The sequence below is a fragment of the Pseudomonas sp. ACN8 genome, from assembly GCF_002303925.1.
In the GTDB taxonomy this organism is placed as follows: Bacteria; Pseudomonadota; Gammaproteobacteria; order Pseudomonadales; family Pseudomonadaceae; genus Aquipseudomonas.
Map to the genome: position 1 here is coordinate 49296 of NZ_MRCS01000035.1, position 26800 is coordinate 76095.

A 26800-nucleotide genomic window follows, 5' to 3' on the forward strand; every position below is an offset into this window, starting at 1 on the left:
AACGGCGACCTTCGGGTCGCCGTTTTTGTTTGGATATCTTTTTCAAACGGTTGCCCGGTCATGCCATTCATCGCACGGCATCCAGGGATTCACGTTTCTTATACGTGACCTGTGTAAAAACGGATGCGCGGCAAGGAACATGATTGAAGATGCCCGGTCAAACCGGGAGTTTTACCGCCGGTTTTCGGATGGTTTCGTGGCACAAGAGGATGTCTGGATGAAGATTTCACGCGGTATTGCACTGGCTTCGCTGTTGGCGCTGTCCGCCAGCCCGGCCTTTGCACAGTTCAACCTGAGCGATGCGGCCAATGCGATTTCGGGCATGAAGGGCAGTGACGCGGCCGCGACTGCCGCACCGACGCCGCAGACAGCCGACCTGCTGAGCACCCTCAGTGAACTGGACATCACCCCGCAGCAAGCCATCGGCGGTGCCGGGGCGATGCTGGGGCTGGCGAAGAACCAGTTGAGCTCAACCGACTACTCGGAACTGGCCAAAAGCGTGCCGGGCATCGACATGCTCTCGGGCGGCGGTGAGTTGGGTGCGCTGGCCGGTCTGCTTGGCTCCAGCGGCAAAGCGGCAGGGCTGGATAACGCCCTGGGCAACGTTAAGGACACCAACGACCTCAACAACGCTTTCAGCGCCCTGGGCATGGACAGCGGGATGATTGGCCAGTTTGCCCCGGTGCTCCTGCAATACTTCGGTCAGCAGGGCGTCGGCGGTACGCTGCTGAGCAGCCTGGGCAGCATCTGGGGCGCTGGCGCCGGTAGCTGATTCAGCGGCACCCGGCGCGCAAGGCGTCGATGCGCCGGTCCTTCTCGATCCAGAGCTGGTTGACCCAGTTCTGGACCTTCTCGCGAAATACAGGATCGTTTTCGTAATCGCCCTGCCACAGCGCCGGGTCGAGTTCGCGGGTCTGGATATCGATGATGACCTTCGGCACATTGCCGCTGATCAAATCCCAGAACCCCGGAATCTGCTGCTGCGGGTAAACCACCGTCACATCGAGAATCGCGTCCAGCTGTTCACCCATCGCCGCCAGCACAAAGGCCACGCCGCCGGCTTTGGGCTTGAGCAGGTGATTGAACGGTGACTGTTGCCGGGCACTTTTAGCCGCCGTGAAGCGGGTGCCCTCCAGATAATTGACCACCGTCACCGGTTGGCGCTTGAACAGCTCGCAGGCCTGTCTGGTGATTTCCAGATCCTTGCCCGCCAGTTCCGGGTGTTTGGCCAGGAAGGCTTTGCCGTAGCGCTTCATGAACGGGTAATCCAGCGCCCACCAGGCCAGACCCAGGAAGGGCACCCAGATCAGCTCTTTCTTGAGGAAGAACTTGAAGAACGGCGTACGCCGATTCAGCGTCTGGATCAGTGCCGGGATGTCGACCCAGGATTGATGGTTGCTGATCACCAGATACGAGGTATCGCGACGCAGATCGTCACCGCCGCGGATGTCCCATTGGGTGGGGATACACAGGCGGAAGATCAGCTTGTCGATCTCCGACCAGGTTTCGGCGATCCACATCACCGACCATGAGGCGTAATCGCGAAAACGGCCGGGCAGGACCAGCTTGAGCAGGGCAAACACCATTAACGGCCCGATCAGAATCAGGGTGTTGAGCACAAGCAGCAGGGTCACGAAACAGCCGGTGAGCAGGCGGCGCATAAGTCACTCGTGGAAGCGGTTGGGCGCGCCATGATAAGCAGCTTCGGGCAGCAGGCCAAATCGGCGGTGACGAATGTTTCACTTTTGTGTCGGTAACCTTGTGGGAACGATCAAGCGAACGACGGTCTAAAATCCGACTGCTCACTCTCATGGAAACCCATTACGTGAAATCCCTCCTTGCAGTGCTCTCCCTCATCGCCCTGCCGGTAATGGCCGCCGAACCGACTCTGTACGGGCGTTATGAATACATCGCCCTGCCGGAAATCGGCGGGCAGGTCCTCAAGGCGAAAATGGATACCGGCGCCCTGACCGCCTCGCTGTCGGCCAAGGACATCGAAACCTTTACCCGCAATGGCGAAGAATGGGTGCGATTCCGCCTCGCCACCAAAGATGCCGGCAACAAGGTCTACGAGCACAAGATCGCGCGCATCAGCAAGATCAAGACCCGTTCCGAAGAGGAAGAGGATGACAGCGAAGTGATCGCACCCACCAAGCGTCCGGTGGTCGATCTGGAACTGTGCCTGGGCAACGTCAAGCGCACGGTCGAGGTGAATTTAACGGACCGCAGCAGCTTTAACTATCCGTTGCTGATCGGCGCCAAGGCATTGCGCGAGTTCGGGGCGGCGGTGAACCCGGCGCGGCGTTTTACGGCGGACAAGCCCGATTGCTGATTGACGGGGTGTGAGGCTTGGGGCACCGTTCGCCCATATCCCTGCCGGGCTCGGACGCCATGCCTCATATCCTGATTGTCGAAGACGAAGCGGCCATTGCCGACACCCTGGTTTTCGCCCTGCAAGGCGAGGGCTTCACCACTACATGGTTGAGCCTCGGCGCGGCGGCGCTGGAACATCAGCGCCAGACCCCGGCGGATCTGATCATTCTCGATATCGGCCTGCCGGACATCAGCGGCTTCGAAACCTGCAAGCAACTGCGGCGCTTCAGCGAAGTGCCGGTGATGTTTCTCAGTGCCCGGGATGGCGAGATCGATCGCGTTGTGGGCCTGGAAATCGGTGCCGACGATTACGTGGTCAAGCCGTTCAGCCCTCGGGAGGTGGCGGCGCGGGTCCGGGCGATTCTCAAGCGCATGGCGCCCCGCACGGTGAACGAACCGTCGACGGCGCTGTTTCGCATCGATAGAGAACGTGTGCAAATCAGTTATCGCGGTCAACTGCTGACCCTGACCCGTCATGAATTCCGCCTGCTGCAATGCCTGCTGGAGCAGCCCGAGCGCGTCTTCAGTCGAGAACAGTTGCTCGATGCCCTGGGCGTGGCCGCCGACGCCGGTTACGAGCGCAGCATCGACAGCCACATCAAGAGCGTGCGCGCCAAGCTGCGATTGGTGAAGGCTGACGCCGAGCCGATCCAGACCCATCGCGGTCTTGGCTACAGCTACAGCCCGGGACAAAGCTGATGCCGCTGGGAATCCGGATTTTCCTGGTCTACGCATTGTTCATCGGCCTGACTGGCTACTTTGTGCTCAACACGGTCATGCAAGAGATCCGGCCCGGCGTTCGTCAGTCCACCGAAGAAACCCTGGTCGATACCGCCAACCTGATGGCCGAGATCCTGCACGACGACTTCAAGGCCGGCAGCCTCAACCAGAACCGCTGGCCGGAACTGCTCAAGGCCTATGGTGAACGGCAGCCCGGAGCGAAAATCTGGGGCTTGCCAAAGAATCAGGTCAACCATCGCATTTACGTCACCGACGCCAAGGGCATTGTCATGCTGGACTCCAGCGGGGCGGCGGTGGGGCAGGATTACTCGCGCTGGAATGACGTCTACCTGACCCTGCGCGGCGAATACGGCGCTCGCTCCACGCGCAATGATGCGAACGATCCGGGGTCTTCGGTGATGCATGTCGGCGCGCCGATTCGCGACAACGGCCAGATCATCGGCGTGGTCACCGTGGCCAAGCCCAATAGCTCGTTGCAGCCTTATGTGGATCGCACCGAGCGCCGGTTGCTGGCTTATGGCGCCGGGCTGATCGGGCTCGGTCTGCTGTTCGGCGCGTTGTTGTCCTGGTGGCTGAGCCGCGCCCTGCGAAGATTGACGGCGTACGCCCAAGGCGTCAGTGAAGGCCGGCGGGTTGAAGTGCCGCATTATCACGGCGGTGAGCTGGAGCAATTGGCTACAGCGGTGGAGCAGATGCGCACGCAGCTTGAAGGCAAGGCCTACGTCGAGCGCTACGTACACACCTTGACCCATGAGCTGAAGAGTCCGCTGGCGGCGATTCGTGGTGCGGCGGAGTTGCTGCAAGGCGAGATGCCGTTGGCCCAACGGCAGCGGTTTGTCGGCAACATCGACAGCGAAAGTGCGCGCATGCAGCAGTTGATCGAGCGCTTGCTGAATCTGGCTCAGGTCGAGCAGCGCCAGGGGCTGGAGGAGCGGGTGGCGGTGCCATTGGCGGCGTTGGTGAATGGCCTGCTGAACGCGCAAGCGGCGCGGATCGAAGGCAAACAGTTGCGCGTAGAGCAAACGATTCCATCGGACCTGGCGCTGATCGGCGAGCCGTTTTTGCTGCGTCAGGCACTGGGCAATCTGCTGGACAATGCGCTGGATTTCACCCCTGTTGAGGGGGGGCTGCGATTCACCGCCGAACGGGCAGGCGAGCAGGTCGAGTTCAAGCTTTTCAATCAGGCAGAGCCGATTCCCGACTATGCGTTGCCACGGTTGAGCGAGCGTTTCTATTCGTTGCCGAGACCGGACAGCGGGCGCAAAAGCACCGGGCTTGGGCTCAATTTTGTCGAGGAAGTGGTCAAGCTGCATGGCGGTACGATGAGCATCGGGAATGTCGATGGCGGTGTGGAAGTGACATTGCACTTACCTTAGGACCGGCCCAGTCTCCACAAAGTCTCCACACTCCCTCCATTCATTCCTCACACAGCCCACCCAGACTTTCCCCATCAAAAACAGGGAGAGTCCCATGAACCGTAGCCTGGCCCTAAAATTCGGGGCGATTGCCCTGTTGATTCTGTTATTGCTGGTTCCACTGCTGATGATCAACGGCGTGATCCAGGACCGCCAGCAATTGCGCGACGGCGTGCTCGAAGACATTGCCCGCAGTTCCAGTTACAGCCAGCAATTGAGCGGGCCGCTGATGGTGGTGCCATATCGTAAAGTCGTGCGCACCTGGAAGATCCACGAAAAAACCAACAAGCGTTATCAGGAGATCGGTGAGGAGCGCGGTCGGTTGTATTTTCTGCCGGAGCGCTTCGAAGTCGACGCAGACGTTCAGACCGAACTGCGTTCCCGAGGTATCTACCAGGCGCGGCTGTTCCATGCCGACAACCGCATCAGCGGCCACTTTTCCCTGCCGGTTCAACTGGGCATCAAGGAAGAGTTCGCCGATTACCGATTCGACCAGCCGTTCCTCGCCGTTGGTATCAGCGACATTCGGGGTATCGAAAACGCTTTGAAGCTTGAACTCAATGGCCAGAAACTGGATTTCATTCCGGGCAGCCAGGTGGGCTGGCTGGGTGAAGGCGTCCACGTGACCCTGCCAGCGTTGGAGACAAAACAGGTCACGGAGTTGGCCTTCGGTTTTGACCTGAAACTGCAAGGCACCGGTCAGTTACAGATCCTGCCGGTGGGCAAGACCAGCAACGTTTCGCTGAATGCCAACTGGCCTCATCCAAGCTTCATCGGCAACTACCTGCCTGCCCAGCGCGAGATCACTGATCTAGGTTTTACCGCCCATTGGCAGACCTCGTTTTTCTCCACCAACCTGCAAGAAACCTTGAACAGCTGCGTGTCCCGCGGCAGTTGTGAGGCGTTGTCCGGTCGCAGCTTCGGGGTGAGCTTCATCGACCCGGTGGACCAGTACCTGAAAAGCGATCGGGCGATCAAATACGCGTTGCTGTTCATTGTCCTGACCTTCGCCGGGTTCTTCCTGTTCGAAGTGCTGAAATGCCTCGCGGTGCACCCGGTGCAATACGCGTTGGTGGGGGTGGCACTGGCGTTCTTCTACCTGTTGTTGCTGTCGTTGTCCGAGCACATCGGCTTTGCCCTGGCGTACCTGTTGTCAGCCAGCGGTTGTGTGTTGTTGATCGGGTTCTACGTTTGCCACGTGTTGCGCAGCGTGCGACACGGGCTGAGCTTTTCCGCGGGATTGGCGGCGTTGTATGGGCTGCTCTACGGGTTGTTGAGTGCAGAGGATTACGCGTTGTTGATGGGCTCGTTGCTGCTGTTCGGCTTGCTGGGCGTGTTCATGGTGCTGACCCGCAAGCTGGACTGGTACGGGGTTGGGCAAAAAACGCCGAAACCTTTGGACTTCGATATTGGAGCGGTGCAATGAGCCGGTCGGTGGGGTTGCGGGAGGACCAGCGAGAGGGGAGGGTGTTGGCGACGCTGATTGCCGGGTTGTTTGAGCTGGATTCGTTGTGCTGCCATCGCGAGCAGGCTCGCTCCCACATGGGACCGCAGTCAAAGGTGGGAGCGAGCCTGCTCGCGAAGGGGGTGGAGCAGTCAGCGAAGATCTAAACCTTCGGCATCGTCGCAATCATCGAAGGCCGCTGGCTCACCTCGAAATACCACGCCGCCAACTGCGGATTCGCCGTGCGCCAATCCAGATCCGGATGGCGCAGGTCCAGGTAACCCAGTGCACAGGCCACGCTGATCGCGGCCACGTCGAAGTGGCAGGTCAGCTCGGCAATCGCGTCCTTTTCCAGCAATGCCAGGGCGCGACGGATCTTGTTGCGCTGGCCGTCGAGCCATTCGTCCCAGTGCTTTTCCGGGGCGCGCAGGGCGGTTTCGTAGCGTACCAGCACGGCCGCGTCCATGATCCCGTCGGCCAGCGACGCGAGGGTCAGGCGCCGCCAGCGGGCCGAGCCTTCGCGGGGGATCAGCGGGTTGCCGACGTGCTGGTGGTCGAGGTAGTCGAGGATGACCCGGCTGTCGTGGATGATGTTGCCGTCGGCCAGGCGCAGGGCCGGGATTTTGCTCAGCGGGTTATCTTCGATCAGGGTCAGGTCCGGGTTGACCGGGGTGAGCACGCTGGTCTGCAACGCCACACGATTCTGCTGGCCGGTTTCGTGCAGCAGCACCATGACTTTGCGAACGAAGGGAGAGAGCGGGTTGTGGTACAGGGTCATGCTCGGGGCGGACATGGCAGCGTCTCGGTCGGTGGCAGTGACGGGCAGCATAGCGTGTTGGAGCGATAGCTCAAGATGGCAAACACCCTTGTAGGAGTGAGCCTGCTCGCGATGGCGATGTGTGAGGCAATTCAATGTCGACTGATACGGCCCCATCGCGAGCAGGCTCGCTCCTACAGGGGGCAGCAGCGTTGGAATAGACCGCGAAGGGCCAGGGCTGCGGGGATGCCCAAGCCCAGCCAGCTAAGTGAATCCCACACACCATCACCGAGCAACGCGGCAAACAACCCGGCCGCGCTGAGCACTGCGATGACGGTCGGAATGGCAAATACCTTCCAGAAGTTCGACTGCCGGGGCTTCATGCCACGTTCTCCGCTTTTTCCGGCACCGGCCTGACCGCCTTGCGCCGCACCACCCACAGGTAGACCCCGCTGCCGAGCACGATGATGGTCAGCACATCCAGGGTCGCCCAGAGTATCTGCATCGGCATGCCACCGTAGTCACCGAAGTGCAGCGGTTGCGACATGCCCATGGCGTCCATGTACCACGGTCGTTCGGCCACGGCGGTGACTTGCAGGGTGCTGGCATCGATCAGTACCGGCGTCAGCAGGTGTGAGGTCAGGTGCGTGCGGCCTTTCATGAACACCGCGTAATGGTGTTCGCTGGAAAACCGCGTGCCAGGAAAGGCGATGAAGTCCGGCTGCATGCCCGGTGCGACTTCCTTGGCGATGTCGAGCAAACGGGTCGCGGGCGCGAGTTGCGTCAGCGGTGGCGCATCGCGGTACGGCGCGACCATCGCGCTCAGGCTGTCGTTGCGCCAGGCGGCAATGATCAGGTCGGCGCAGGCGCTGATCACGCCCGTCACGCCGACCACCAGAGCCCAGGTCAGCGTCACGACGCCGATCAGGTTATGCAGGTCGAGCCAGCGCAGGCGGGTGGATTTTTCCTGGCGCACGGTGGCGAATTTCAAGCGGCGCATGAACGGCAGGTACAGCACCGTGCCGGAGACAATCGCCACCACGAACAGAATGCCCATGAACGCCAGCAGCAACTTGCCCGGCAGCCCGGCAAACATGTCCACGTGCAGGCGCAGCATGGTCATCATGAAACCGCCGTTGGCCGATGGCGTTTCCAGTGCTTCGCCGGTACGGGCGTCCAGCATGAAAGTGTGGGACGCGTTCGGCTCGGTGCCCGCGGTCGCGGCCATGATGGTCAGCACCGCGTTGGGTTCATCGTCCTCGAAGCCGAAATACTGCATGACTTCACCGGGGCGATGCTTCTCGGCCGCTTCCACCAACTGCTGCAAATTCAGGTGCGGGGTGTCCGCCGGCATTTCCTTCACGTCAGGCGCATCGCCCAGCAAGTGGTCGATCTCGTGGTGAAAGATCAGCGGCAGGCCGGTCAGTGCCAGCAGCAACAGGAACACCGTACAAATCAGGCTGGCCCAGGTATGAACAGCGGACCAGCGGCGAATTGTTTTACTTTTCATTTCATAGCCTTCAGAAAAACCAAAGCCGTCCACGAAGGACGGCCTGGTCATTGGGCGTGTCAGCTCAACGCGTTACCACTTGTAGGTTGCACTTGCGACGACACTGCGCTGGTCGCCGTAGTAGCAGTAGTAGCTGTCGCAAGTCGAGATGTAGTCCTTGTCGAACAGGTTGGTCGCGTTAACGGCCAGCGAAGCGCCTTTGAGGCTGTTGTCCAGGCGACCGAGGTCGTAGTGAACCACCGCGTCGAACACCGTGTAGGCATCGGCCTTGCCCAGCCAGGTGTTGGCCTGGTCGCCATAGGTATTGCCGGTATAGCGCGCGCCGGCACCAATGCCGAAGCCGTCCAGCACGCCGTTGTGCCAGGTGTAGTCGCCCCATACCGACGCTTGCTGGTTAGGCATCAGTTGCAGGCGATTGCCCTTGTAGATGCCCTCTTGCACTTCGGATTTTGCCAGGGTGTAGGCAGCGGTGACCTTGAGGTTTTCGGTCACGTCGGAAACGGCTTCCAGCTCCAGGCCTTTGACTTTCACTTCGCCGGTCTGGCTGGTGACTGTCACGTTGCCCACGTTGTTGGTGACGGAAACGTTTTTCTGGGTCAGGTCATACACAGCTGCCGTCAGCAGGGTGTTGCTGCCCGGTGGCTGGTACTTGATTCCCAGTTCCCATTGCTTGCCTTCGGTCGGCTTGAACGACTCGGTCGGCGAGGCGACGGCATTGCTGGTCGGCTGGAACGATTCGGCGTAGGACAGGTAGGGCACGAAGCCCGAGTCGAACACGTAGCTGATCGCCGCGTTGCCGCTGAAGTTCTTGTCGCGTTCGGTGTTGGTGGCATCGCCCTTGTTGAAGAACGTGGTACCGGTGTGGACCCAGTCTTCACGACCGCCGAGGGTCAGGCGCCATTGGCCGAGGGCCATCTGGTCCTGGATGTACAGGCCGGTCTGCTGAGTCTTCTGTTCGTAGTCATAGAAGGCAGTGGAGCGTGGCGGACGGGTGATCGGCAAGCCATAGACCGGGTCGTTGACGTTGATGTCAGGTGCGGTGCCGAAGATCGAGAGGTAGTTGGTGGTGTTGCGCTGGTGATCCAGGCCGATCAGCAAGGTGTGACTGACGTCGCCGGTGACGAAGTCGCCCTGGAAATTGTTGTCCACGGCGAATTGGGCGATGTCTTCGTCGACATTGGTAGTGCCACGGCCGGTGTTGCCTTGATCGTCGACAATAGACCCGTAAGAGGGGCCGTAGCTGTTGACGGTCACGGCCTGGAACGACAGCTCCGACTTGGTGTAGCGCAGGTTCTGCCGGAACTGCCAGACATCGTTCAGGCGGTGTTCGAAGGCATAACCCAGCGCGTAGTAGGTGCGGTCGTAGAAGTCGTAGTTCGGGTCACCCAGGTTCTTGTGGTGGGAGATATCGCCGAACGGCATGTCGATCTTGGTGCCCTGGATCGGATAGAACTGGCTGGTGATACCGGTATCGTCACGGGTGAACTGCGTGAGCAGGGTGAGTTTGGTGTCTTCGTCGATGTTCCAGGTCAGGCTCGGCGCAATGTTGTAGCGCTTGTCATCGATGTGGTCGATGGGTGTGCCGCCGTCGCGCAGTACGCCGCTGAGGCTGTACAGGAACTGGCCTTCGTCATCGATCTTGCCGGTGCTGGCGAAGTTGATCTGGCGATGATTGTCGCTGCCGTATTGCAACTGGATCTCGCTGCTGGCTTCAGCGCTCGGGCGACGGCTGACCATGTCCAGCAGGCCGCCCGGCGGGGTCTGGCCGTACACCGAGGAGGCCGGGCCGCGCAGCAGCGCCAGGCGGTCGAGGTTCCAGGTTTCCTGTTTCGGGTTGGAGTACACACCTTTTGGCAGTGGCAGGCCGTCGAGGAATTGAGTCGGCTCGAAACCCCGCACGCGCAACCAGTCGGCGCGAGTGTCGCTGCCGAAGCTGCTGGAGGTGATGCCCGGCAAGTAGCGCACGGCATCGTCGAGGGTGTGGGCGTTGCGGTCGTCCATCTGCTCACGAGTGACGACCGAAATCGAACGCGGCGCCTCGACCAGCGCGGTGTCGGTCTTGGTGCCGGCGGCGGTGCGCTTGGCCAGGTAGCCCTGTACCGGACCCCATGCGCTTTCAGAATCTTGCACGCCGATCACGCTGGTTGCCGGCAAATCCATCACACCCTCGGGCACGGCCTCCAGGCTGTAGGTGCCCGCACTGCTCTGTACCAGTTGCAGCCCGGTGCCGCGCAGGGCTTCGCGCAGGGCGCCGGCAGCGTCGAACTGGCCTTTGACCGGCGCCGAGGTCTTGCCCGCCGCCAGGGATGGATTCAACGACAGGGCCAAACCGGCCTGGCTGGCGATCTGGTTCAGGATGCTGGCCAGCGGCGCGGCCGGCAGGTTGTAGGCGCGGACGCTGGACGCCTGTTCAGCGGCGACCAGTTGGCTGCTGGCCAACGGGGTGCAAAGGGCAATGGCGACCGCCAGCAAACTGCGGCGCAACAGGGAGTCTAGCGAACGAGGCATACAGCGGCTCCTGAATGGAAACATTTCTCAATTGCCTGTGTGCCGAACGAAAATCAAAAAGTGATAGGGCTGGATGAAAATAATTTCGATTCAGAAGTCGGTTGCGGCTGGTATTGGGTCAAACCGGTTTTTGCGGGGAGTCGAACGCCGTCATCGCGAGCAAGCTCGTTCCCACATTTTGAAATGCATTCCAATGTGGGAGCTTGCTCGCGATGACGGTTAATCAGACACAAAGCATTTCAGGGTTTGGTATCGGCCTTGGCCACGACCTTCACCCACCATTGCGTGTGCTGTTCGATCTGCACCGGCAGGGTCGGCAGCAGGGCATTGAGTGCCAGGTCGGTGTCGCGCAGCGGGAAGCTGCCGGTGATGCGCAGGTCGGCCACTTCCGGCGCGACGCCGACGTAACCGTTTCGATAGCGGCCGATTTCATGCACCAGATCTTCCAGCCGCGTGTTGTCCACCACCAGCATGCCGCGGGTCCAGGCATCCGCGCCAAGGTTGACCGCCAGAACCGGACCCAGGCCGTTGTTGCGGATCAGCACCTGCTGGCCTTCACGCAGAATCAGTTCGTCAGGGTTGGACTCAGGGTGAACCGCCACTGCCGACTGCAAAACGCTCAAGCGCGTTCCATCTTCCTCGCGCTTGACCAGAAACCGCGTACCCAGCGCACGCATGCTGCCTTCGCGGGTTTCGACGATGAACGGCCGGGGATCGCCATGACCGGTTTCAACCAGGATTTCGCCTTCCTGAAGCACGATGCGCCGCTGCTTTTCATCGAAACGCAGATCCAGCGCGCTGTGGGTATTGAGATTGATCAGCGTGCCGTCAGCCAGACGCAGGGTGCGCTGCTCGCCAACGGCGGTGCGCTGGTCGGCCAGCCAATAGTCGATCGGCAGGTAACGATCCCCGGCGAACAGGGCCAGGCCGATCACGGCAACGATACTGGCGACACCGTTGCCAAGCTTGCGCACTCGCCGACGAATGCCTATGCGCGACTGCAGCAAGGCCGTGCGGGCCGGGCCGCTGGCCACGCTGAAACGCTGGTCGAGCATCCCCAGCTGGCGCCAGGCGCGGGCGTGCTCTTCGTGGGCCGCGTGCCACTTGGCGAACTCTTCGCGCTCTACCGGGTTGGCGGAGTCCATGGACAACTGCCAGGCAATTGCCGCGTCCAGCACGCTGGCCGATACCGGTTTGGAGTTGAGCGGGTTCATGTCGGCTCACCATACAGCGCGATGTAGCACTGGCGAATGCCTTGGGCCAGGTACTGGCGCACCCGGGGCACCGACACACCGAGGCGCTCGGCGATTTCTGCGTGGCCGAGGCCGTCGAGGCGGTTGTAGAGGAACGCTGCCCGGGCCTTGCTGGAAAGCTTGCCGAGTAGGCGGTCGATGTTTTTCAGGTCTTCGAGGATCATTTGCTGTTCTTCCACCGACGGTTGTTCGGCTTCGGGAATCAGCATCAGCTCGGTGAGGTAGGCCTGTTCGAGTGCGGCGCGACGGAAGTAATCGAACAGCAGGCCCTTGGCGATCGCCACCAGGAACGCCCGGGGCTCGCGCGGGACCTTCAGTTCCTCGCGGCCCAGCAAGCGCACGAAAGTGTCCTGGCTCAGGTCTTCGGCCCGCTGTGGGCAGGCGACGTTGCGCCGAAGCCAGGCCAATAGCCAGCCGCGATGGTCGCGATATAACGCACCGACGAGCTCACTTTGAGGGCTTGGAACTGACGACACGCCGCATCACCGATTGGGAAGTATTAACTAACGAGAATTGTTCGCGATTGTGGCAGAGGCGAGGGAGGTAAGCAATTGGCGTTGGTCGGGTGGGAATCTGGTGACGGCTTTTGTAGGAGCGAGCTTGCTCGCGAAAAATTATCTGACACCTCGGTCTTACCGGAAAAACGTGTCACCGTTGACGATTTTCGCGAGCAAGCTCGCTCCTACAAGGATGGCATGTGGGTCAGAAAGACGGCGCCTGTTGCCGTCGCTTCCACTGATTCAAGCGCTGTTGCAAATTCAACGGGCTGTGGATTTGCTGCTGTTGCGCACGGCTGAACAGGATCAACATCAATTCAGCGGTGGCCAGGGCGTCGGCGCTGGCGTGGTGGCGCTCGAAGACTTCGAGCTTGAACCAGTCGATCCAGTCGTCCAGCCCGGCCTCGCGAATGTGCGCCTGGGGGCATAGCAGCGGCGCAATGTCTGCCACGTCCAGAAAGGCATGCTGCAACTTGTAACCCAGATGATCCTTCAGTGCGCGCCCCAACATATGCTGGTCGAACGGCGCATGAAAGGCCAAAACCGGGCTGTCTCCGACAAACTCCATGAATTCGAGCAGCGCCTCGGCTGGATCACTGCCGGCAGCAATTGCACTAGGGCCCAAGCCGTGGATCAGCACGCTGGGGCCGAGTTTGAGTTCCTCGCATTGCAAGGTTCGCTCGAACTGTCGGCTGAAATCGATCGCGCCATCCTCGATCACCACGGCGCCGATGGACAGTACCCGGTCCTTGTTCATATTCAGCCCGGTGGTTTCCAGGTCGAGCACTACCCAGCGCTGCTCGCGCAGGCTGCAATCACTCAAACCGGTGACCGTCGGCAGGCGTTGAAGGCGTTGCTGCAGGTCGGCGGACAAGCTCGGGCCGGCCGGGCGCAGCCATGAAAACAGGCTCATAACTGATACCGCAAGGCCAGGCTGCTTTGCAGGCGCTGTGCCTGGCGCAGGGACTCACGCAGGATGCGCCGGTCCAGATGATTGAGGCTGTCGGGATCGACCCGGTTCGAGTAAGGAAAATTCTCCCGGGTCTGTAGTTGATGTTGCTGCATGCGGGTTTGCTGGATGAAGTGATAGGCCTCTTCGTACGCGGCGCCGTCCAGGGGAGCGATGATCTCCTTTTCGACCAACTGGCGAAAACGCTCCAGCGTGTTGTTCGCTTCGATACCGTGGACCAGGGCCAGCAACCGGGCGCCGTCGACAAAGGGCGCCAGACCCTGGATCTTCAGGTCCAGGGTGGCTTTCTCGCCATTTTTACGCGCCAGCACGAACTCGCGGAAACGTCCTACGGGCGGGCGATTGCGTAGCGCATTCTCGGCCATCATGCGCTGGAACAAACGGTTGTCGCCGACCTGATCGAGAATGCCCCGACGCAACTGCTCACAGCCTTGTTCGTTGCCCCAGACCACGCGCAAGTCGAAATAGATGCTCGAACCCAGCAGGTTCTCCGGGGTTGCCTCACGGATAAACGCCGCGAAGCGCCGCGCCCATTCGGCCCGGGACAGGCACAGCTCGGGGTTGCCGGCCATGATATTGCCCTTGCACAGGGTGAAACCACACAGCGCCAGGCTCTGGTTGATCTGCTGGGCAATGGGCAGCAGCTTGCCGCGAATCTCGGCCGCATGGGCCGCATCCCTGGCTTCGAACAGAATGCCGTTGTCCTGGTCGGTGTGCAGGGTCTGCTCGCGACGGCCTTCGCTGCCGAAGCACAGCCAGCTGAACGGCACGCCGGGGTCGCCTTTTTCGGCGAGGATCAGTTCGATAACCCGGCACACGGTGTGGTCGTTGAGCAAGGTGATGATGTGGGTGATCTGCGTCGAAGACGCGCCATGGGCCAGCATGCGCTCGACCAGTTGACCGATTTCGCCCCGTAGCGCCACCAGGTTTTCCACTTTCTGGGCATTGCGGATAGTGCGCGCCAGGTGCACCAGGTCGACCCGTTGCAGGGAAAACAGATCGCGCTCGGAAACCACGCCGCACAAGCGCTGGTCCTTGACCAGGCAGACATGGGCGATGTGACGCTCGGTCATGGCAATCGCCGCGTCGAATGCACTGTGATCCGGCGACAGGAAGAACGGCGCCCGGGTCATGTGCCCATCGATGGCTTCGTTGAAATCACTGCTGCCGTTGGCCACGGTCTGGCGCAGGTCGCGCAGGGTGAAAATCCCCAATGGCGCCTTGCACTCATCGACCACCACGATGCTGCCGACCTGTTGTTCGTGCATCAACGTCACGGCTTCGCGCAATGGCGTCTGCGGGCCGCACGTTACGGGGTGGCGCATGGCCAATTCGCCCAGTCGGGTATTGAGCGAATATTGGGTGCCCAGGGTTTCCACGGCTTTTTGCTGCACTTGCTGGTTGACCTGATCCAGCAGGCTGCTGACGCAGCGCAAGGCGAAGTTGCGGAAGGTGTCCGACAGCGAAAACAGGCGGATGAACGCCGGTTTGTTCAGTTGCAGGCAGAAGGTGTCTTCGCCGGCCAGGTGCTCGGTGCGGGTCGCCCGTTCACCCAGCAATGCCGCGAGGGGGAAACACTCGCCGGTGGTGATCTCGAAGACCGTTTCGGTGCCACCTTTTGCCGTATGCGGACGCTCGCCCACGACCCGGCCTTGCTTGACGATATAGAAGTGCTCGACCGGCCCGTCGGCGGGTTTGATGATGCTCTCGCCGGGGGCGTAAAAACGCAGTTGACATTGCTCGACCAGATACGCCAGGTGAGCGTGTTCCATCTGGTTGAAGGGCGGGAAGCGCTGAAGGAATTGCAACGTACCCTGGATGTTCTGCAACACCGCGGTTTTCCCTGCCTGTGTGAAGGCGTCCGCTTTATTCATAACCATTACCGCAGTCTTTTTTGAATTGTTGTAGTCGGATGACATGGACATGGTCGACCCCTGCGGTCGGGGTGCCCATTGGACGTAAGTCTAGGTAGGCGGTTGGTGTCCTGAAATGTCGGAAGAAGCCTACGCAAACGTGCGAAAAACCTCTCGGCCCCCCTATTGGAAAATTATCTGCCGGAGTGCACATTGATGATCTGCTTAGCGATGTCTCGTCAGTGTGCTAGGGAAATGAATTGAACATGTAGAGAAAGCCATGTCCGACCACGATATTTTGAGCGACGCCGAGCGCGAAGCGCTGAGTGCCGTCATGCTGGAGCCTGACCTGCCACCGCAACGGGTGCTGATCGTCGATGACGATAAGGACGCCCGGGACCTGCTGTCAGAGATCCTGGCACTGGACGGTATTCGCTGCCTGACCGCGGCCAGTGGCGAAGCGGCACTCAAGATGCTGGTGGCCGAGGCAGAGGTCAAAAAGCCGACGATCGGTTTACTGATCACCGACCTGCGGATGGGACACGTTGATGGCCTGGAACTGATCCGTCAGGTGCGCGAATCGGTAAGGGCGGCATTGCCGATCATCATTGTCTCGGGTGACGCCGACGTGAAGGATGCGATCGCTGCGATGCATATGAGCGTGGTGGATTTTCTGCTCAAGCCGATTGATACCGGCAATCTGCTGGAGTTGGTCAAACGTGAGCTAGGGATGAAGCCTTAGTCCAAGCCTGTCAGTCCTGAACTAACTCTGTGGGATCGCGGACAGCCCACAAAGAAAAAGCCCTGATCTGTCGATCAGGGCTTTTTCATGTCCGGCGCAGACGCTCAGTTACAGGCCATTGGCAGCCTTGAACTCGCGACGACGACGGTGCAGGACCGGCTCGGTGTAGCCGTTCGGCTGTTTCGTGCCTTCGACCACCAGTTCGACCGCCGCCTGGAAGGCGATGTTGCTGTCGAAGTTCGGGGCCAGCGGACGGTACAGCGCGTCGCCGGCGTTCTGACGGTCAACCACCGGCGCCATGCGCTTGAGGCTTTCCATCACTTGCTCTTCGGTGACGACGCCGTGACGTAGCCAGTTGGCGATGTGCTGGCTGGAAATACGCAGCGTGGCACGGTCTTCCATCAGGCCGACATCGTTGATGTCCGGCACTTTCGAACAGCCGACGCCCTGGTCGATCCAGCGCACCACGTAACCGAGAATGCCCTGGCTGTTGTTGTCCAGTTCGTTCTTGATCTGCTCGGCGGTCCACTGCGGGTTTACCGCCAGCGGGATGGTCAGGATGTCGTCCACCGAAGCGTGGGCACGTTTGGCCAGTTCGGCCTGACGGGCGAACACGTCAACCTTGTGGTAGTGCAGCGCGTGCAACGCGGCAGCGGTCGGCGATGGTACCCAGGCGGTGTTGGCACCGGCCATCGGGTGAGCGATTTTCTGTTCGAGCATCGCCGCCATCAGGTCAGGCATGGCCCACATGCCTTTACCGATTTGTGCGCGACCTTGCAGGCCGGTGCTCAGGCCGATATCGACGTTGGAGTTCTCGTAGGCGCCGATCCATTTTTCCGCCTTCATGTCCGCCTTGCGCACCATCGGGCCGGCTTCCATGGAGGTGTGGATTTCATCGCCCGTGCGGTCGAGGAAGCCGGTGTTGATGAACACCACACGCTCGCTCGCCGCCTTGATGCAGGCCTTGAGGTTGATGGTGGTACGACGCTCCTCGTCCATGATCCCGACTTTGAGGGTGTTGCGTGGCAGGCCCAGCACGTCTTCGATGCGACCGAACAGCTCGTTGGTGAACGCCGCTTCTTCCGGGCCGTGCATCTTCGGCTTGACGATATAGATGGAGCCTGTGCGGGTGTTTTTGCGCGAGGTGTTGCCGTTCAGGTTGTGCATCGATGCCAGGCAAGTCACCAGGCCATCGAGAATGCCTTCCGGCACTTCGTTACCATCTTTGTCGAGGATCGCATCGATGGTCATCAGGTGACCGACGTTACGCACGAACAGCAACGAACGACCGTGCAGGCTCAGTTCACTGCCATCGACAGCGGTGTAGGTGCGGTCGGCGTTCATGGTGCGGGTAAAGGTCTGACCGCCTTTGGCGACGTTTTCCGACAGATCGCCCTTCATCAGGCCGAGCCAGTTGCGGTAGATCACCACTTTGTCATCGGCGTCGACGGCGGCAACGGAGTCTTCGCAGTCCATGATGGTGGTCAGTGCGGCTTCCATCAGGATGTCTTTGACGCCGGCCGCGTCGGTCTGGCCGACCGGGGTGCTGGCGTCGATCTGGATTTCGAAATGCAGGCCGTTGTTTTTCAGCAGGATCGCGGTCGGTGCAGGGGCATCGCCCTGAAAACCGATCAGTTGTGCGTCGTTGCGCAGGCCGGTGTTGCTGCCGCCTTTAAGGGCGACCACCAGTTTGCCGTCAACGATCTTGTAGCCGGTGGAATCGACGTGGGAGCCGGCCGCCAATGGCGCCGCTTCGTCGAGGAAGGCACGGGCGAAGGCGATGACCTTGTCGCCGCGAACCTTGTTGTAGCCTTTGCCTTTTTCCGCGCCGTCGGCTTCGCTGATGGCGTCGGTGCCGTAGAGCGCGTCATACAGCGAACCCCAGCGGGCGTTTGAGGCATTGAGGGCGAAACGGGCATTCATCACCGGCACCACGAGCTGCGGGCCGGCCATGCGGGCGATTTCTTCGTCGACGTTTTGCGTCGTTGCCTGGAAATCGGCCGCTTCTGGCAGCAGATAACCGATCTCTTGCAGGAAGGCTTTATAGGCCACGGCGTCATGCGCTTGACCGGCACGGGATTGGTGCCAGCCATCGATGCGAGCCTGGAAATCATCGCGTTTGGCGAGTAGGGCTTTGTTCTTCGGCGCCAGGTCATGAATGACCTTGTCGGCACCGGCCCAGAACTTATCGGCGGTGAGGCCGGTACCGGGAATGGCTTCGTTGTTCACGAAGTCGAACAGGACTTTGGCGACCTGCAGGCCACCGACTTGAACGTGTTCAGTCATTGCTTGCCTCACTCTGCTCAGCTATTTCGCTTTTCAGCTCTTCAATTTAACAATGAAGCCTTTGGCCATTTAAACCACAAACCCGTCTACCAGTACATGCCCATGACAGGCGGCTGGGTTGGGACCAATCAACGGCTTGGGGCCTTGCTGACAGGGCTTTCAGGGTTGCGAACGTGCCTGCGGCAGACATCGATCCAACGTTATGTAGTGCGCGCTGCGGCATACTACATGATGAATTGCGGTTGTGAAAATTAGACTAATTACGTCGTTCTGCGACCCCATGACGCATTGCGGTCACGGCGCGGAGCAGGATGTTCTCAAAAAACCAGTGGATTGTTCCAGTTAAATATCAAAAGTTGTACACGATTTGTTGGGTCAGTCAGATCGGCGGTGCCTTCATTCGCGAGCAGGCTCGCTCCCACAAAGGCCCGCGCAACCGTTGTGGGAGCGAGCCTGCTCGCGAAGGCGCCTGACCTGTCGGCGCAGGTCCAACCCTTGCCTATACTTGGTTCTCCATAACAAAAGTCATGACAAGAGGGCTGCGCCATGGACCACCTCGTACTCACTGTTTTTGCTCCGGACAAGCCCGGGCAAGTCGAGCGCATTGCCCAATGCATTGCCGAACACGGCGGCAATTGGCTGGAAAGCCGCATGTCGCGCATGGCGGGACAATTCGCCGGGATTCTTCGAGTGGGGGTGCCGGCCGAGGCCTACGACGAATTGGTCGATGCCCTGCAGGGCTTGTCCGCCCAGGATATTCGCGTGTTGATCGCTGAAAGCGGTATCGAACAATCCTGTACCTGGAAACCGATCGCCATGGAACTGGTGGGCAATGATCGTCCGGGGATCGTGCGCGACATCACGCGCTTGCTGAGCGAGCAGGGGGTGAATCTGGAACGGCTGGTCACCGAAGTGCGTCCGGCACCGATGAGCAGCGAGCCGTTGTTCCATGCCGAAGCGATTCTCGCGGTTCCGCTGACGCTGTCGCTGGACGTACTGCAATCGCGCCTGGAAACCCTGGCGGACGACCTGATGGTCGAGTTGGTGTTGCGCAGTGAACCCTGATCAGGTTATCCAAGTTAAACGTGCACCCGCCTGTGGATAACCTGTAGAGACACCCCGCCAGGCCACGCCGGCCGGGGTTCTTCAGAGTCTGATCAAAAAACCAGCAGTTTCAGCGACTTGCGCACAATCGGCGGGGATCACGCTGTGGATAACCTTGGGAAGGAATGATGCAGGCCACGGGAAACGTGGCCTGTAGGGTTTTGTGCGTTTTTTGATCAGCTGCGGCGGCGCAAACTTATCCACGCATCGATGCTGTAAACCGCCAGGCCGGCCCAGATAAACATGAACGCTACCAAGGTGCTGGACGACAGGTGCTCGCCAAACAGCAGGACCGCTTGCAGCAGTACCAGTGTCGGCGCCAGATACTGGAGAAAGCCCAATGTCGTGTAGGGCAAATGCCGTGCAGCAGCGTTGAAGCAGACCAGCGGCACCAGCGTGATCGGGCCGGCGGCGACCAACCACCAGGCTTGGGACGTGGTCCAGAATTCGGCCTGGGCGCTGCTGGCCATCGGATTGAGCAGCAACCAACCGAGGGCAATCGGCACCAGCATCCAGGTTTCCACTACCAGCCCCGGCAGCGCCTTGACTGGCGCCTGCTTGCGAATCAGGCCATAGAAACCGAAGGTCAGTGCCAGTACCAGCGACACCCACGGCAGGCTGCCGACTTGCCAGACCTGCTGCGCCACACCGACAGCTGCCAGACCGACGGCAATCCATTGCATGCGCCGCAGCCGTTCGCCGAGGATCAGCATGCCCAGCAATACGTTCACCAAGGGGTTGATGTAGTAACCAAGACTGGCCTCCAGCATGCGTCCGTTGTTCACCGACCAGACGTAGGTCAGCCAGTTGGCCGCGATCAGCGCACCGCTCAGGGCCAGGATCGCCAGCCGTCGCGGATTTTCTCGCAGTTCGCGCCACCAGCCGGGATGTTTCCAGACCATCAGCAACAAGGCGCCGAACAGCGCCGACCAAAGCACCCGGTGGATGATGATTTCCACGGCGGGCACGCTGGCGATGGCTTTGAAGTAGAGGGGGAAAAGTCCCCAGATGATGTAGGCACTCAGGCCTAGAATGTACCCGTGGCGCGGGTTGGCGGCTTGCATGCAGAATCCTTGCTTAGGCAGCTAACAAAGAGGGGATTGTAAGGAGAATTGTCTGTGGATGTCCTGACTGAATAGGTAGGTCATTTGTGAACATCGGTCTCTGTAGGAGCGAGCTTGCTCGCGAAGAACGCAAGGGCAACGCGTTTATCCAGACAGCACGCGTTATCGTTGACGTCCATCGCGAGCAGGCTCGCTCCTACAGGGGGGCGGGTGGGTCAGAAGAGCTTCAGTGGCTCTTCGTTGAGCGCCGCCAGTTGCTCGCGCAACGCCAACACTTGATCACCCCAATAACGCTCGGTGCCGAACCACGGGAAACTGCGAGGGAAGGCCGGGTCTTCCCAGCGGCGGGCGAGCCAGGCGCTGTAGTGCATCAGGCGCAAGGCGCGCAGCGGTTCGATCAAGGCCAGTTCACGGGGGTCGAAGTCGTGGAATTCGTTGTAGCCGTCCATCAGTTCCGACAACTGGCTCAGGCAATCCTGACGATCGCCGGCGAGCATCATCCAGATGTCCTGCACCGCCGGACCCATGCGGCAGTCGTCGAGGTCGACGATATGGAACATCTCGTCACGGCACATCATGTTGCCGGGGTGGCAGTCACCGTGCATGCGGATGTTCTGGTGCGGCGTGTTGCTGTAGGCATCTTCCACACGCTTGAGCAGATCGCGGGCCACCGATTCGTAGGCCGGCAGCAGGCTGCGGGGGATGAAGTTGCCGTCCAGCAGCGTGGCCAGCGAATCATGGCCGAAATTTTTCACCGCCAGCGCTTCACGGTGCTCGAACGGCCGGGTCGAGCCGACCGCATGCAGGCGGCCGAGCAACTGGCCCAGGCGATACAGTTGATCGAGGTTGCCCGGCTCCGGCGCGCGGCCACCACGGCGGGGGAACAGGGTGAAACGGAAACCATTGTGTTCGTGCAGGGTTTCACCGTTGTGGATCAACGGCGCCACGACCGGCACCTCGCAGTCGGCGAGTTCGGCGGTGAACTGGTGCTCTTCCAGAATCGCTTCGTTGCTCCAGCGTTGCGGCCGGTAGAACTTGGCGATCAGCGGCTCGGCGTCTTCAATGCCGACCTGATAGACGCGGTTCTCGTAGCTGTTGAGCGCCAGGATGCGCGCGTCGCTGAGAAAGCCGATGCTTTCGACGGCATCGAGCACGAGGTCTGGTGTGAGGGTTTCAAACGGGTGGGCCATGCTGACTCCTGCGCGCAGCAGGCTGCTGCGTCCGGCCAGGCATGGTAGCGCAGACGGGCGCGGATAGGTGGTGACTGTGCTGACGCCATCGCGAGCAAGTTCGCTCCCACAGGTCATGCGCCAGATTTGAAATCGCGCCAATCCTGTGGGAGCGAACTTGCTCGCGATGAGGGGCTGTCAGGCGCCGACGATCCCGCCATCCTCCCGCGAAATCGCCATCACCGAAGACCGCGGCTTGCCATTGGGCAAGTGCTCGGGGAAGGTCGAACCGCCGTTTTCACCCGGATGCTGAATCCCGACAAACAGGGTTTTCTGATCCGGGGAGAAGCTGATCCCCGTCACTTCACAACCGACTGGGCCAACCATGAAGCGGCGAATCTCGCCGGTTACCGGGTCGGCACAGAGCATCTGGTTGTTGCCCATGCCGGCAAAGTCGCCGGCGTTGCTCGAATCGCCGTCGGTGAGAATCCACAAGCGTCCGGCCTTGTCGAAGCCCAGGCCGTCCGGGCTGTTGAACATGTTCTGCGGCGTGATGTTCGACGATCCGCCTTTTGGTGTGCCTGCGTGAACCCCCGGATTACCGGCGACGACGAACAGGTCCCAGGCAAAGGTTTTCGAACCGTGATCGTCACGCTCGGTGCGCCAGCGCAGGATCTGGCCGTAGACGTTCTTCTCGCGCGGGTTCGGACCGCCCACCGGTTGCCCGTCTTCGCCTCGTTTGGCGTTGTTGGTCAGCGTGCAGTAGACCTGACCGTCCTTGGGACTGACCACGATCCATTCCGGGCGGTCCATGCGCGTGGCTTTCACCACACTGGCGGCGAGACGGGCGTGGATCAGCACTTCGGCCTGATCGGCAAAACCGCTGCTGGCGTCGATGCCGTTTTTACCGTGGGTCAGTTCGATCCATTCACCCTGGCCTTTCGGGTGATCGACGTTGCCGTCCCCGGCATCGAAACGCGCCACGTACAGGGTGCCGTGATCGAGAATATCGCGGTTGGCCTTGGGGTTCTTGTGGTCGATCTTGTCGCGGCTGACGAATTTGTAGATGAACTCACCGCGTTCATCGTCGCCCATGTACACCACGGCATGACCGTCGCCGGTTTCGGCCAGGGCGGCGTTTTCGTGTTTGAAGCGGCCCAGGGCCGTGCGTTTGACCGGCGTCGATTTCGGATCGAACGGATCGATCTCCACCACCCAGCCGTGACGGTTGAGCTCGTTGGGGTTCTTCGCCATGTCGAAGCGCTCGTCGTGCGGGTGCCAGTTGATTTCTTTGCTGGTGGCCACCACACCGTAGCGTTTTTGCGCCGGGTCGAATTTCTGCTCGGCGTTGCTGCTGCCGAAGCAGTCGGTGAAGTTCTCTTCACAGGTCAGATAGGTGCCCCACGGCGTCTTGCCGTTGGCGCAGTTCTGGAACGTGCCCAGGACGTTCTTGCCCAGCGGATCGGCGCTGGTTTTGAGCAGGGCATGTCCGGCGGCCGGGCCGCTCAGGGTGATGGGGGCGTTGCCGTGAATGCGGCGGTTGTAGCGCGAGCCCTGGACGAATTGCCATTGGCCGTTCTTGCGCTGCACTTCAATCACCGACACACCTTCGCAGGCCAGTGCCTTGCGCACTTCTTGCGCCGATTGCGGCATGCCGCCGTGGGCGTAGAGGTAGCGGTAATTGGTGTATTCGTTGTTGATCGCCATCAGCGCCCGGTCTTTTTCGCCCGGAAACTCGAACAGGCTCATGCCGTCGTTGTTGTCGCCGAACTGGACTTCCTGATGTTCGGCGCTGCCGTTGCCGCTCGGGTCGAACGCCGGGCCGTCTTTGTGCAGCGGCTGGCCCCAGCTGATCAGCACCGAGGACTTGTAGCCCGGTGGCAGGGTGATGGCATCGCTGGTGGCGGCGGCAATGCTGTCGAAGCCCAACAACTGGCTGTTGCCGGCGCTGACACTGGCGGCCATCACGCTGCGGCTCAGCAGATTGCCGCCGAGGAACATCGCAGCGCCGCACAAGGCACCTGCGCTGATGAAGCCGCGACGGCTGAGGCCGACCATGTTTTCGAGGTCGGTGGACTGGTTTTCTTCTAATAGACTCATTTCAGGCTCCCTGCGGATTTTGCAGACACCTTAAAGATGAGTAATGAACCTTTTGTTGCAGTTCTGCTTACAGTGGTGTGCCCAGCAGAACCCGGGACGGCGAGAACTCGACGCGCACCGGTTTGCCGCAGGTCAGCCCCGATGCTTGCAGATGACTCGGTTCGGCCAAGGCGCATAGGGTCAGACCGTTGGGCAGGGTGATGCGCACTTCGCTGGGGCCGTCGTCGGCATCGAGAATTTTTTCGATGATGCCGCTGAGGCAATTATTTCCAGGTGTTTCGACAGAGTCGATTTGCAGCACGTCGAGCCAGCCGGCCTTGATCAATGCCACGACTTCGGTGCCGATTTGCAGCTCCAGGCGCTCGGTGCTGTCGTGGGTGATTTGCGCGGCGACGATCAGGCCTTCGGCGACTTCGAGGCGAATCAGGTCGTTGCGCCCCTGAGGTTCGATCGCCATCACCTTGCCGTGCAACTGGTTGCGCGCGCTGGTGCGCAGCATCAGACGCCCGAGCAGGTCCAGGTCGCTGGCGTCTTCAGCGGCTTCGAGCACCTGGGCCTGCAAGGCTTGCAGCTTCTGGTACAGGCGCAGCACCCGCTCACCTTCGTTGGACAGGCGCGCACCGCCGCCGCCCTTGCCTCCGACAATCCGCTCCACCAGCGGTTTCTGCGCCAGATTGTTCAGCTCATCGATCGCATCCCAGGCGGCCTTGTAGCTCATGCCCGCGCTTTTGGCCGCGCGGGTGATCGAGCCTTGTTCGGCGATGTGCTGCAGCAGGGCGATGCGTTGCGGACGGCGGACGATGTGCTGGGACAGCAAGGTGGGCAAAGACATGGCAAGTCGCTTTGGGTGGTGACGATGGTCAGGACGTTGGCCGCTTGGGTCGCGTGAGTCAAGTCAGGGTGTCTCGCCGGGTTTAGGCGTGCGGGCCAGGCAATAGACATCGACCCTGGCCGCCCCGGCGTCCATCAGCAGGCGAGCCAGGGCCTGGGCCGTGGCGCCGGTGGTCAATACATCGTCGACCAGAGCCAGGTGCTGGCCTTTGACGATGGCGCCGGGTGTCAGGGCGAAAGCGTTGCGCAGGTTCTTTCGGCGGGCTTCGGCGTTCAAGGCCTGTTGGGCGTCGGTGTCCTGGGTGCGCAGCAGCAACCGTTCGTCGCAAGGGATATCGAGACTCGCACTCAACCAGCGAGCCAGCATCGCCGCCTGATTGAACCCGCGCTGGCGCAGGCGTCGGGTGGCCAACGGTACCGGGATCAGGGCATGGGGGCGCGGTAGGTCGTCTTCGAAGCGATGTTGCAGGCATTGAGCAAGAAGTTCGGCGAGCAGGCGGCCAAACGGCCACTTGGTGTTGTGTTTGAAGCGGGTGATCAGGCTGTCTACCGGAAAGTTGTAGGTCCAGGGCGCAATCACCTGCTCGAAGGCCGGTGGCTGCTTCAGGCAATGGCCGCATGTGAGGCCCGCAGCCGGAAGCGGCAGGGCGCAGGTGATGCAATGATCGCCGAGCCAGGGCAGCTCGAATTCGCAAGCCGTGCAGACAGGAGGGACGCCTTCGGCCGGTTCATCGCACAAAAGGCATGATTGTTTGTTTTTTAACCAGATGTAAACCTGTCCTTCGTATCGTGGTTGACAGCGCATCGCTCTTCCTTAAATATGCCGAAACATCTGTGAAGCGACTGTGACATTCCATTAGCCAGCCGCCTGCCAAAGCATAATTCAAAGGAAACGCCCATGAGCGCCAGCACCACTGCAACCCTGCGTCATGACTGGACTTTGGCCGAAGTCAAAGCACTCTTCGTTCAGCCATTCAATGACCTGTTGTTCCAGGCGCAGACGGTGCACCGTGCGCATTTCGACGCCAACCGCGTCCAGGTGTCGACCTTGCTGTCGATCAAAACCGGCGCCTGCCCGGAAGATTGCAAATATTGTCCGCAGTCCGGTCACTACAACACCGGCCTGGAAAAAGAAAAGCTGATGGAAGTGCAGAAGGTCCTAGAAGAAGCCGCTCGCGCCAAAGCCATCGGTTCGACCCGCTTCTGCATGGGCGCGGCGTGGAAGCACCCGTCGGCCAAGGACATGCCTTATGTCCTGAAGATGGTTGAAGGCGTGAAAGCCCTTGGCCTGGAAACCTGCATGACCCTCGGTCGCCTGGATCAGGATCAGACCGAAGCGCTGGCCAAGGCCGGCCTCGACTACTACAACCACAACCTCGATACATCGCCGGAGTTCTACGGCAGCATCATCACCACCCGCACCTACAGCGAGCGCCTGCAAACCCTGGCCTATGTGCGTGAGTCGGGAATGAAGATCTGTTCCGGTGGCATCCTCGGCATGGGCGAGTCGCTGGACGACCGCGCCAACCTGCTGATCCAGTTGGCCAACCTGCCGGAGCATCCGGAGTCGGTGCCGATCAACATGCTGGTGAAAGTCGCCGGTACGCCGCTGGAAAACGCCGACGACGTCGATCCGTTCGACTTCATCCGCATGCTCGCCGTCGCGCGCATCCTGATGCCGCAATCCCACGTGCGCCTCTCTGCCGGCCGCGAAGCCATGAACGAGCAGATGCAGGCCCTGGCGTTCTTCGCCGGCGCCAACTCGATTTTCTACGGCGAAAAACTGCTGACCACCGCCAACCCGCAGGCCGACAAGGACATGCAACTGTTCTCGCGCCTGGGCATCCTGCCGGAAGCCCGCGAAGAGCACGCCGACGAAGTGCATCAGGCGGCGATCGAGCAGGCGCTGGTGGAGCAGAAGAGCAGCGAGCAGTTCTACAACGCGGCGGTTTAAATCCAACATTTATTCCTCTGAAGGAATGCAAAACCCTGTGGGAGCGAGCCTGCTCGCGAATGCGGACTGACATTCAACATTGATGTTGGCTGACACGACGCCTTCGCGAGCAGGCTCGCTCCCACAGGGGACATGTGTCATTTGATAGTCGAGGCCTGCATGTCTTTCGATCTCGCCGCACGCCTTGCCGCCCGTCGTGCCGAAAACCTCTACCGCCAGCGCCCGCTGC

24 protein-coding genes are annotated in these 26800 nt (G+C 60.7%); 9 read left to right on the plus strand and 15 right to left on the minus strand.

The features are described from left to right. The first annotated feature begins 217 nt into the window (after positions 1-217). Positions 218-772 carry a DUF2780 domain-containing protein gene (locus BSF44_RS19545; protein ID WP_095944926.1) on the plus strand — a complete coding sequence of 185 codons (555 nt, stop codon included), beginning with the start codon at positions 218-220 and terminating at the stop codon, positions 770-772. Position 773: 1 nt separating this feature from the next. Here the strand turns inward: BSF44_RS19545 and BSF44_RS19550 are convergent, their stop codons facing one another. Beyond that, a complete protein-coding gene (locus tag BSF44_RS19550; protein ID WP_095944904.1) occupies positions 774-1661 on the minus strand; it encodes an acyltransferase in 888 nt (295 codons plus the stop codon). Positions 1662-1825: 164 nt separating this feature from the next. Here BSF44_RS19550 and BSF44_RS19555 point away from each other — a divergent pair, with 164 nt between their 5' ends. The 4 genes from BSF44_RS19555 (at position 1826) to creD (ending at position 5955) form a co-directional block, all read left to right on the plus strand. Further along, the gene (locus BSF44_RS19555) at positions 1826-2332 is read left to right on the plus strand and encodes an ATP-dependent zinc protease (protein WP_150672033.1); all 507 of its coding nucleotides are present in this window, start codon (positions 1826-1828) and stop codon (positions 2330-2332) included. A gap of 59 nt (positions 2333-2391) precedes the next feature. After that, positions 2392-3072, plus strand: coding sequence for a two-component system response regulator CreB (creB, locus tag BSF44_RS19560; RefSeq protein ID WP_095944906.1), 681 nt, complete (start codon positions 2392-2394; stop codon positions 3070-3072). Continuing rightward, entirely contained in the window at positions 3072-4490 is a 1419-nt protein-coding gene (creC, locus tag BSF44_RS19565) for a two-component system sensor histidine kinase CreC (protein WP_095944907.1), read from the plus strand. The genes creB and creC overlap by 1 nt, the downstream gene beginning before the upstream one ends. Before the next feature lie 94 nt (positions 4491-4584). After that, complete coding sequence (gene creD, locus BSF44_RS19570; RefSeq protein WP_095944908.1) at positions 4585-5955, plus strand: cell envelope integrity protein CreD; 1371 nt, start codon at positions 4585-4587, stop codon at positions 5953-5955. Positions 5956-6136: 181 nt separating this feature from the next. Here the strand turns inward: creD and BSF44_RS19580 are convergent, their stop codons facing one another. The 8 genes from BSF44_RS19580 to BSF44_RS19615 form a co-directional block, all read right to left on the minus strand. Beyond that, positions 6137-6766: a glutathione S-transferase family protein gene (locus BSF44_RS19580; RefSeq protein ID WP_172435377.1), complete on the minus strand. Its 630-nt coding sequence runs from the start codon at positions 6764-6766 to the stop codon at positions 6137-6139. A gap of 158 nt (positions 6767-6924) precedes the next feature. Beyond that, positions 6925-7113 carry a hypothetical protein gene (locus tag BSF44_RS19585; RefSeq protein WP_095944911.1) on the minus strand — a complete coding sequence of 63 codons (189 nt, stop codon included), beginning with the start codon at positions 7111-7113 and terminating at the stop codon, positions 6925-6927. Then, positions 7110-8240 (minus strand): PepSY domain-containing protein, encoded by a 1131-nt coding sequence (locus BSF44_RS19590; RefSeq protein ID WP_095944927.1) that lies wholly within the window; start codon positions 8238-8240, stop codon positions 7110-7112. The genes BSF44_RS19585 and BSF44_RS19590 overlap by 4 nt, the downstream gene beginning before the upstream one ends. 72 nt (positions 8241-8312) lie before the next feature. Then, entirely contained in the window at positions 8313-10748 is a 2436-nt protein-coding gene (locus BSF44_RS19595; protein WP_095944912.1) for a TonB-dependent siderophore receptor, read from the minus strand. A gap of 239 nt (positions 10749-10987) precedes the next feature. Further along, positions 10988-11962 carry a FecR domain-containing protein gene (locus BSF44_RS19600; protein ID WP_095944913.1) on the minus strand — a complete coding sequence of 325 codons (975 nt, stop codon included), beginning with the start codon at positions 11960-11962 and terminating at the stop codon, positions 10988-10990. Further along, the gene (locus tag BSF44_RS19605) at positions 11959-12477 is read right to left on the minus strand and encodes an RNA polymerase sigma factor (RefSeq protein WP_008048225.1); all 519 of its coding nucleotides are present in this window, start codon (positions 12475-12477) and stop codon (positions 11959-11961) included. Before BSF44_RS19605 ends, BSF44_RS19600 begins: the two co-directional genes overlap by 4 nt. 226 nt (positions 12478-12703) lie before the next feature. Next, the gene (locus BSF44_RS19610; RefSeq protein WP_095944914.1) at positions 12704-13411 is read right to left on the minus strand and encodes a PolC-type DNA polymerase III; all 708 of its coding nucleotides are present in this window, start codon (positions 13409-13411) and stop codon (positions 12704-12706) included. Continuing rightward, positions 13408-15348, minus strand: a complete 1941-nt coding sequence (locus BSF44_RS19615) for a DUF294 nucleotidyltransferase-like domain-containing protein (protein WP_095944915.1) — start codon at positions 15346-15348, stop codon at positions 13408-13410. Before BSF44_RS19615 ends, BSF44_RS19610 begins: the two co-directional genes overlap by 4 nt. A 253-nt stretch (positions 15349-15601) precedes the next feature. Here BSF44_RS19615 and BSF44_RS19620 point away from each other — a divergent pair, with 253 nt between their 5' ends. Next, entirely contained in the window at positions 15602-16063 is a 462-nt protein-coding gene (locus tag BSF44_RS19620) for a response regulator (RefSeq protein WP_095944916.1), read from the plus strand. 108 nt (positions 16064-16171) lie between these two features. Here the strand turns inward: BSF44_RS19620 and BSF44_RS19625 are convergent, their stop codons facing one another. After that, on the minus strand, positions 16172-18349 hold the full coding sequence (locus BSF44_RS19625; protein ID WP_095944917.1) for a malate synthase G: 2178 nt from the start codon (positions 18347-18349) through the stop codon (positions 16172-16174). Between the two features lie 546 nt (positions 18350-18895). Here BSF44_RS19625 and BSF44_RS19630 point away from each other — a divergent pair. Further along, the gene (locus BSF44_RS19630) at positions 18896-19414 is read left to right on the plus strand and encodes a glycine cleavage system protein R (RefSeq protein WP_095944918.1); all 519 of its coding nucleotides are present in this window, start codon (positions 18896-18898) and stop codon (positions 19412-19414) included. A 215-nt stretch (positions 19415-19629) separates the two neighbouring features. Here BSF44_RS19630 and rarD read toward each other — a convergent pair whose 3' ends face one another. The 5 genes from rarD to BSF44_RS19655 all read right to left on the minus strand — a co-directional run bounded on the left by rarD (position 19630) and on the right by BSF44_RS19655 (position 25422). Further along, the gene (gene rarD / locus BSF44_RS19635) at positions 19630-20517 is read right to left on the minus strand and encodes an EamA family transporter RarD (protein WP_095944919.1); all 888 of its coding nucleotides are present in this window, start codon (positions 20515-20517) and stop codon (positions 19630-19632) included. 215 nt (positions 20518-20732) lie between these two features. After that, complete coding sequence (locus BSF44_RS19640; RefSeq protein WP_095944920.1) at positions 20733-21707, minus strand: serine/threonine protein kinase; 975 nt, start codon at positions 21705-21707, stop codon at positions 20733-20735. Between the two features lie 177 nt (positions 21708-21884). Beyond that, a complete protein-coding gene (locus tag BSF44_RS19645; RefSeq protein WP_095944921.1) occupies positions 21885-23786 on the minus strand; it encodes a PhoX family phosphatase in 1902 nt (633 codons plus the stop codon). A 67-nt stretch (positions 23787-23853) separates the two neighbouring features. Beyond that, positions 23854-24618: a TOBE domain-containing protein gene (locus BSF44_RS19650; protein ID WP_095944922.1), complete on the minus strand. Its 765-nt coding sequence runs from the start codon at positions 24616-24618 to the stop codon at positions 23854-23856. A gap of 63 nt (positions 24619-24681) precedes the next feature. Then, positions 24682-25422 carry a ComF family protein gene (locus BSF44_RS19655; RefSeq protein WP_095944923.1) on the minus strand — a complete coding sequence of 247 codons (741 nt, stop codon included), beginning with the start codon at positions 25420-25422 and terminating at the stop codon, positions 24682-24684. A gap of 93 nt (positions 25423-25515) precedes the next feature. Here BSF44_RS19655 and bioB point away from each other — a divergent pair, with 93 nt between their 5' ends. Together bioB and BSF44_RS30795 are read left to right on the plus strand one after the other, a co-directional pair. Continuing rightward, a complete protein-coding gene (gene bioB, locus BSF44_RS19660; RefSeq protein ID WP_095944924.1) occupies positions 25516-26571 on the plus strand; it encodes a biotin synthase BioB in 1056 nt (351 codons plus the stop codon). Positions 26572-26730: 159 nt separating this feature from the next. Beyond that, positions 26731-26800, plus strand: a 70-nt coding sequence (locus BSF44_RS30795) for a hypothetical protein (RefSeq protein WP_256589118.1), incomplete at its 3' end; no start/stop codon positions are given.